The 7,760-nt window shown below is 46.3% G+C and carries 7 protein-coding genes; all 7 read right to left on the bottom strand.

The window, feature by feature from the left end:
- Positions 1 to 80: 80 nt before the first annotated feature.
- Positions 81 to 584 carry a prepilin-type N-terminal cleavage/methylation domain-containing protein gene (locus A3766_RS32505; RefSeq protein WP_068508282.1) on the bottom strand — a complete coding sequence of 168 codons (504 nt, stop codon included), beginning with the start codon at positions 582 to 584 and terminating at the stop codon, positions 81 to 83.
- A gap of 95 nt (positions 585 to 679) precedes the next feature.
- Positions 680 to 1,255: a hypothetical protein gene (locus A3766_RS19980; protein ID WP_068508285.1), complete on the bottom strand. Its 576-nt coding sequence runs from the start codon at positions 1,253 to 1,255 to the stop codon at positions 680 to 682.
- 5 nt (positions 1,256 to 1,260) lie between these two features.
- Positions 1,261 to 2,487 carry a type II secretion system F family protein gene (locus A3766_RS19975; RefSeq protein WP_068554338.1) on the bottom strand — a complete coding sequence of 409 codons (1,227 nt, stop codon included), beginning with the start codon at positions 2,485 to 2,487 and terminating at the stop codon, positions 1,261 to 1,263.
- Positions 2,488 to 2,511: 24 nt separating this feature from the next.
- Complete coding sequence (locus tag A3766_RS19970; RefSeq protein WP_068509834.1) at positions 2,512 to 4,275, bottom strand: GspE/PulE family protein; 1,764 nt, start codon at positions 4,273 to 4,275, stop codon at positions 2,512 to 2,514.
- 12 nt (positions 4,276 to 4,287) lie between these two features.
- Complete coding sequence (locus A3766_RS19965) at positions 4,288 to 5,505, bottom strand: M48 family metallopeptidase (protein WP_068509830.1); 1,218 nt, start codon at positions 5,503 to 5,505, stop codon at positions 4,288 to 4,290.
- Positions 5,502 to 6,416, bottom strand: a complete 915-nt coding sequence (locus A3766_RS19960) for an ExeA family protein (RefSeq protein ID WP_068509832.1) — start codon at positions 6,414 to 6,416, stop codon at positions 5,502 to 5,504. Before A3766_RS19960 ends, A3766_RS19965 begins: the two co-directional genes overlap by 4 nt.
- Positions 6,417 to 6,465: 49 nt before the next feature.
- Positions 6,466 to 7,760 (bottom strand): pilus (MSHA type) biogenesis protein MshL (gene mshL, locus A3766_RS19955; RefSeq protein ID WP_068642841.1); only part of this gene is annotated, 1,295 nt, incomplete at its 5' end.

The raw sequence follows: 7,760 nt of genomic DNA, 5'->3' as shown, positions 1-7,760 counted from the left end.
TTTTAAAACTTCGCACATCATTAATGTATGTTTTTGTTTAAAAATCGTAACAACAAAGCTTACTTTCTTAATAAAACTGCTTAAGGCTGAATATCTGTATAGACAGTGCCGGTGTTCGGGTCATACTCAACGTTATGTCCATCAACTGTTGCCTGATAGGTATATCGACAATCACCAGAATTCACCGTTGTCAGGTAGTCTTCACCCACGGCTGTCGACGTCGTTAGGCCATTAGTATTCATTAATGCCCCCCACAGTGCATTACACTCAGCAGCGGTCATTCCACTGGGGTTGGTGTTACCATTTACGCCTGTTGGCCAGCCATCGACACTAACATCGATAACATTATCTGGTTCACCATATCCAGGTAAGTCTGTAATGGCGGTACGGGTACCGTTTGCCAGCCACTGGGCTCTAACCAGTGAAACCGACGAGGTAAAACTACCACCAGCGCCTTCAACAGCCGATCGATGCGCCTCATCAGAAATCTCAGCAAACTTCGGGAAGGCCACCGCAGCAAGAATAGCTAGCACGGCAATCACGACCACTAACTCAATTAATGTAAAGCCGGACATTTTTTTCATAACTTCAAACTCTCTTCATCAATGTAAATTGAAACCTGTTTTTGAAAACCCGTTTTTGAAAACCAAGTACCTGCTTCAGAAACTGCGCTCATGGTTTACGGCATGAGCTGCAGAACTAATCCTTCATATTCTGAATGTTTATTCGCTTGAACTTTATCCTTTGACAATAGACCAACTACTCTAAATTGCAACCATTGCGAATATCTTTGGCGCTGCCATTCAGGTTCATCGCTAACAATCCTTGAGAACTCCCCCTGCAATTGCGCTCGCAAACTCTCTACTGACACATCGCGCGGCTGATAAGCAATATCTCTTAGTTTTGGGTCAAATACCCAAACACCCGCTAGGTGCTGACTTTCCTCTAAAGCTTGCTCTCCAACATAGTGCGTCACGTCATCCTGAACCCAGTTCATCGGATTTGCGCCCACAAACTCTGCCATTGCTTGCGGCCTATCCTGGGCCACCAGAGATGCCTGCATCAAGGTAACAGCAGCATTGAGTTCTTTAAGCCTATGAATAAACTGTACACGCTCGGCATTCACTAGCTCTTGATTCAAACGTTCAGCCAACCAATTCAAGGCGAACACAATAATCAGAAGGCTCACTGCGACCACAAAATAGCGATTGCCGAAACTGCGCTCATAAACAGTTTTTTCTTCCGCTTTATACACGCTGTCTACCGTCCCATTGCTGCCTGGCCCAAGTCCCAGATTGGCAAGAAGACGCCTAATGCCAAGACCAAGACAATGCCGCCCATTGCAACGATTAATATTGGTTCGATTGCTTCAGACAAGCGCTTTAACGAGTAGTCTGCTTCTTCATCATAAAAGTCTGCCACTTCATCCAATAGGCTATCGATCGAGCCGGTCTCTTCACCAACCGCCATCATCTGCAATACCAAGGGGGTAAATATTTCGGTAGCACGCGCCGTTCTTAATAGGCTATCGCCACGCTCTATTCCCACTTTCATATCAATAATTCGTTTACCGATAAACTTATTCCCCGAGGCCTCCGCTGCAATCGCCAAAGCATGAGTAATCGGCATGCCGGAAGCGAGCATCATGGCAAAGTTTCGGGTAAATCGTGATAAGGCGATCTGTTCAAATAAAACCCCTACTATTGGAAAGCCGAGTTTTTTCCTATCCCAAATATAATTGCCATTCTCCGTCGCCACCCACTGTTTAAAGGCATATATTCCCGCAAAAATAAGACCGATAATCAGCCACCAGTAAGCCAAACAAAACTCAGAGGTCGCCACAAGTATCTGAGTCGGTAGCGGCAGGTCTGCACCAAATTTGGCAAAGACACTGGCAAATTTTGGAATAACGAACAAGTTAACAATAAACAAGGCGATGAAGATCGCAGAAATAACCATGGTTGGATAGCGAGTCGCTTGCTTGATACGTTTACGTGTATCACGCTCCATTTCCAGGCTCTCACTTAATCGTTTAAAGGCTTCCTCAAGTTGACCTGTATTTTCACCTACGTGAATCATACTAATAAACAAATCAGAAAAGACCTTGGGGTGGGCCTGCATGCATGAAGCTAAATTCACACCTGACTCTAGGCGCTGAGAAACATCAAAGAGTGTCTCGCGAAGCACTTCTGACTTGGTTGAATCCGCCAAGCCTTTCATTGCACGTATAATAGGAATACCGGCGCGAGCCAAAGCATTCATTTGCCGACAAAAAATAATCAGCTCATCAAGCGTCACTTTGGGTTTGATCAGCTGTATATTTATACTGCCCAAACTTTTTGACGCTTCCTGCAGCTCACTGATTTGAACCGGAGTAATACCTTTTTTAAGCAGCTCATTGGCAGCAGCTGACTCTGAAGCTATCTCCAGTTCACCGCTAACCTGGGCCCCTTTTGCATCACGCCCCTTGTATTGAAATCGAGCCATTAACCCTGCCACCCTTCAAGTAAGTTACTCATCGAGTTCATCCAGGTCTATTTCCAGCTCATCGTCCAAGCTTGCCCCCAATTCATCAAGGGTTGCAGAAATTCTGAAGACCTCATCAATCGTCGTAATACCCTGACGCGCATACTCTAAGGCGCACCGATCCAAGGGCTCGTAATAAGCATTCATCTTGGCAGCTTCAGCAAAGGCATCCGGGTCTGCACGACGAAGCGCCCCCAAAGTACGATCATCCATTTCTAGCCACTCGTAAATACCTACTCGCCCTTTATAGCCGGTATCACTGCACTGGTAACAGCCGCTTCCAACAGTGAAATTATCTGGTAGGATTTCACCTTCAGCGACCATACTACCTAGCCAGATTCTCTCCTGTTCCGTTGGGTGATACTCGGTCGCACAGTTCGGGCATACCCGTCTGATAAGACGCTGGGCCAGCACCCCGCCCAAAGAACTCGCTACCAAATAAGGCTCTGCGCCCATATCAATCAAACGCATGGCACTGCCAATCGCGTCATTGGTATGCAAGGTCGACATCACCATATGACCTGTCATTGCCGCCCGCAAGCCAATTTCTGCGGTCTCTTGGTCTCGCATCTCACCAACCAAAACAATATCCGGGTCTTGACGCAAACAGGCCCTAAGTACGGTAGAAAAATTCAATCCCACCTTTGGGTTAACCTGTACCTGAGTAATTCGCGGAAGACGATATTCAACCGGATCTTCTGCGGTAATAATTTTTACTTCTGGTTTGTTCAATTCAGATAGCGCGCCATACAAAGTGGTCGTTTTACCACTCCCCGTCGGCCCGGTTACCAGTACCAGTCCATGCGGACGTGTCACTGCGATTCTAAAACGCTCGAGTATTTTGGGGGGCATACCTACCTTGTCCAGCCCCAGAATACCTTCGGTCTGATCAAGAAGACGCATCACCACGGACTCGCCATATTGCGTAGGCATCGTCGATAGACGCACATCCACTGACCGCGCCTTAACCCTAACGTTAAAGCGTCCATCTTGAGGAATTCTTTTTTCGGATATATTTAAGCCCGACATCAACTTCAAACGCAGTACCAGGGCGGCATTGATTCGTGTCTCTTTCATCACCTGCTCTTGCAGAATGCCATCTATACGCTGCCTGATTCGTACCACACTTTCGTCTGGTTCAATATGTATATCAGATGCTCTCGCCTGCACCGCATCTTCAAAAATAGATTGCAGCAGTTTTACAACCGGTGCTTCACTGTCATCTCCGGTCGTGGTTAACTCAGCCAAGTCGAAAGCATCATCTTCCAACTCTTCTTCAAGCTCTCCAGCCAAGTGAGATATTTCTTCTGTTTTACGATAAACCATGTCAATGGTCGTCAAGAGCTCGCTTTCACGAACAACCGCTAGACGTAAAGGCTGGTTGACCGCTCGACCAATCTCATCGAAGGCCATAAGATCCATCGGGTCGGCCATGCCGACTAACAACTCTCCCTGCTGTTCATCTAAGACTATCGCTCTGAAACGTCGTGCTAATGTCTCCGGCAGCTTATTAACCAGGTCGTTATTAAACTGGTAATGACGAAGGTGAACAAATGGCACTTCCAACTGCTGAGACAGTAAATTCAGAAGTTTGTCTTCATCAACATAACCAAGATCGATCAGCGCTTTACCGAGCTTCCTTCCGGTCTTTTTCTGCTCCGATAGGGCCGTCATTAGCTGATCTTCGGTAATAACACCGTTTTGTATCAGCAAGTCACCAATTCGAATTTTCTTTTTCGGTTCACTCATATCTTCACTCAATTACTTTACCGAGGACAGGGCTGTCAGCCGCTGACCGATATAACTCTCTAGCGCACGATTCAAACCAGGCAGGGTCATCGCCTGTTGATAAGCAAATACAGCCTGCCGCCCTTGTTTAAGCTGGTCTGCCGCAATCCCCAAACCAGCCCACCAGTCTGCAACCGTGTCGTTGCTCTGTATAAGCTGACTGTATTGTTCAAACGCTTTGCCTGATTGCCCATTTCGTTGGTATAGCGATGCCATCAATGCAAAGTACTCTGGCATCTTGTCAATATCTGGCAAGGACTGCTCTAGTAAAGCAACGGCGAGCTCAGGCTCCCCTTGCATCAACATCCATCGCGCTTTAACTTGTCTCAGGTCTGGGCTCAATGGCTTACCCGCCCGGCCCAGCAGGCCCGACAGCTCGTTGAAGCGCTGGTCTTGCAGTAAGCGATTTGCCAAAACGCTGAGCGTTTTATCGACAGTCTTGTTCTCGGCAACAAAAGCCTGCATTAAAGCATAAGCTTCTGCTGGCTTACCTATTTCAAATAATGAAATAGCATCTGATGCCATTTTTAAATCAAGTGCAGAGGGAGACAAAACAACACCAAGCGGCTTGGCCTTGGTTTTCGCTTTTGTCTGCAAATTTGGCTCAGCATCAGCTCCCTTGCTAACAGTACTCTTATCAACTTTTGGCTGAGTCACAATATTATCGCTAGCCTTTTTGACTTCACGACTCTCTTTTGCCACAACAGATTTCGTTGCTTTGCTTTCTTCCACGACACTTGTTCGCGCTTTTTTCTCAACAATAGCCGAGGCAACCGGCTCCACTCTTTTCTTTTCTTTTAGCGCAGATTCTTGCAAAACCTGAGTCTGTTTCGTCGCTACAGCAGGTTCGAGTAATTTAGGCCCGGCTATCTGCTTTTCATTTACTGTCTGCTCTTCGACAGGCATTGTCGGCGCTTGCTGTGAAAGCCCTGCTTCCGATTGAACCGCCCGCTCACTATTATTGTCTCTATCTCCAGAGACAACAGTGCTTTCCTCAGTCGACATAAGAATATAAGCAAACAAGCTCGCCACCAGAATGACCAAGACGACCAAAATAAGATCTTTCTGCTTAAAGCTACTTTGTTTGGGCTCGATCATGCTTTCTCGAGACACGCCCGTATCTAGGGAACCGGTTTGCTCAGGGGCTTTACGCTTCTCCAGATCCCTAAGCATATCATTGACTAAACTCATGAAAGCGCTCCAGGTAGAGGCATAGATCGCCACCAGGGTTTATGTGCGCTTTCCGTATCTTTAATCGCTGCTTTCATATGCTTCGCGGTCACTAGGTTTACACCCTCACCAAAGGCGCCCATCAGCGCCTTATGGCATAAAATATTTACCAAGCGAGGAATACCTTTGGATGCACTCACTAATAGTGAAATTGCTTTTGCTTCAAACAAACGACCACCGCTGTATCCTGCCAGGATCATTCGATGAGAAATATATTGTTCGACACCCTCCCTATCGAGCGGGCGAATTTCATGCTGAAACGTTATTCTTTGCTGCAGCTGTCGAAGACTTTTGCTATTCAACATTTCATCCAATTCTGGCTGACCAAAGAGTACAACCTGCATCAGTTTTGCCGATTCCGTTTCCAGGTTGGTGAGCAAGCGCAAGGCTTCTATAGTGTCTTCCGGCATCGATTGCGCTTCATCAATCACCAGAACGACTTGTTTATCGAGTGCAGCCAAGGCCAATAAAGCTTTTTGGATATTTCCCAAAGCCAGTACATGCTGATCTGTTGCAACCGAGCCAAGCTGTTTAGGCTCTTCAATTATTATTTCACTATTTGCCGGACTAGCGCTTTCCAAAGCAGCTTCGAGCTCATCAGAGATCAGGCAATAGAGTGTTGCCGGTGAAAAATGGGGGTTAGGCAAGTAGACAGTAACGAAAGGGTCTTCGAGAGAGTTTAAAAGTTTCCTACACAGTAAAGTCTTACCGGTACCGACTTCTCCGGACACTTTGATAAAGCCTTCTTTGTTATTCAAGGCCCATAACAGCATTTCCAAACCGTGTTGATGCGTCTCCGACTTGAGAAAGAAGTGAGTGTTTGGGGTCAATGTGAATGGCGCTTCATTTAAGCCAAAAAAGGACTCGTACATATCAAGTTGCTCTATTTTAGACGACAAGTCTTATACTTAAGTCCAAACCTCAATAAAAACTGGTTTGGACAGGTGCAGCCATTACATCTCTAAACTCGCCAAAACGGTCTCGGCTTGCTTTGATATCCTGACGAATGACTCGACGGTTCGTCACCGTTGGGCGAAGCAAGATAACCAACTCGGTTTTCTCAGACTGTTCGCCTTTTTGCTTGAATAACTCTCCAACCAAAGGAAGCTCAGACAGGAAAGGCACGCTGGAATTATTATCCGAACTTCGATTTTGAATCAGGCCACCGATCACAACAATCTGACCATTTTCTGCCGTAATAATACTGTCAGATTCTCGAATACTCGAAAATGCCAAAGGCAAATCCAAGTCCTGACCACCGACTGAAATAATTTTCTGCTGATCTTCCACCTTACTAATTGTTGGGTGGACATGAAGAATAATCTTGCCATCTTCACTAATCTGAGGCGTCACATCCAAGGCAATTCCCGAGAAGAAAGGTGTCAAATCAATGTCTGTAGACGTAGAGTTCGAATCACTATTAGATTCAAAATCGATATCTGTTACAAAGTACTCATCACTTCCTACTTTTATCACAGCTTTCTGGTTATTTACCGTTGCGATGCGAGGGCTGGACAATACCTGAACATTTCCTTGAGTGCCTAGCAGGTTGATCGTGGTATCAAAGTTACCTAGCTTTATTGTCGAGGCGAAAACACCTCCTACATCTCCAGACGTCACCTGACGTGCGAGCTGGGTAAAATTCACACCATTTTTCGGGTTGCCCGATGAGTCCAAACTATCACTTGCACGTGAGAAGCTCCAGTCGACACCTTGCTGATATCCTTCATTCAAGCTCACTTCTAATATCTTCGCTTCAAGAATAACCTGGCGTTGAAGTATCAACTCTGAGCTTTCCAAGTAACGCTCCACCGAAGCAAGCGTGTCGCTATCAGCACGTACGACGGCCATACCTGTGCTTGGAGTAATCACAACAGAGTTGCCTTCTTTACTACCAATAATCAGCTGTAATGTACTTTCCAGACGCTGCCAGAAATCGTTCTGGTTAGTGGTCGCAATACGAGTTCCGAAACCGCTGCTTTGCGTACTAGCACTGCCAGAATCTGAGTCGGAGTCACTTGAGGAAGAGCTTCCTCCACTTGAGTTTTGAGTAATTTGTCCAGAGCTAACGCGCGTCTCACTATCGCCGTTTCGGTTTACATTCAGATAGTTTATTTGAAAGATCTGGGTACGAAGCCCGGCAGGGAAGACCTTTATAAGTCGGCCTGACTCCTCATATTCATAACCATAGATATCTTTGGCAATGCTCATCACTT

The organism is Oleiphilus sp. HI0132 (genome assembly GCF_001635845.1).
The sequence above is the reverse complement of the archived record's forward strand: the minus strand, read 5'-3'. Positions and strand labels throughout refer to the sequence as shown.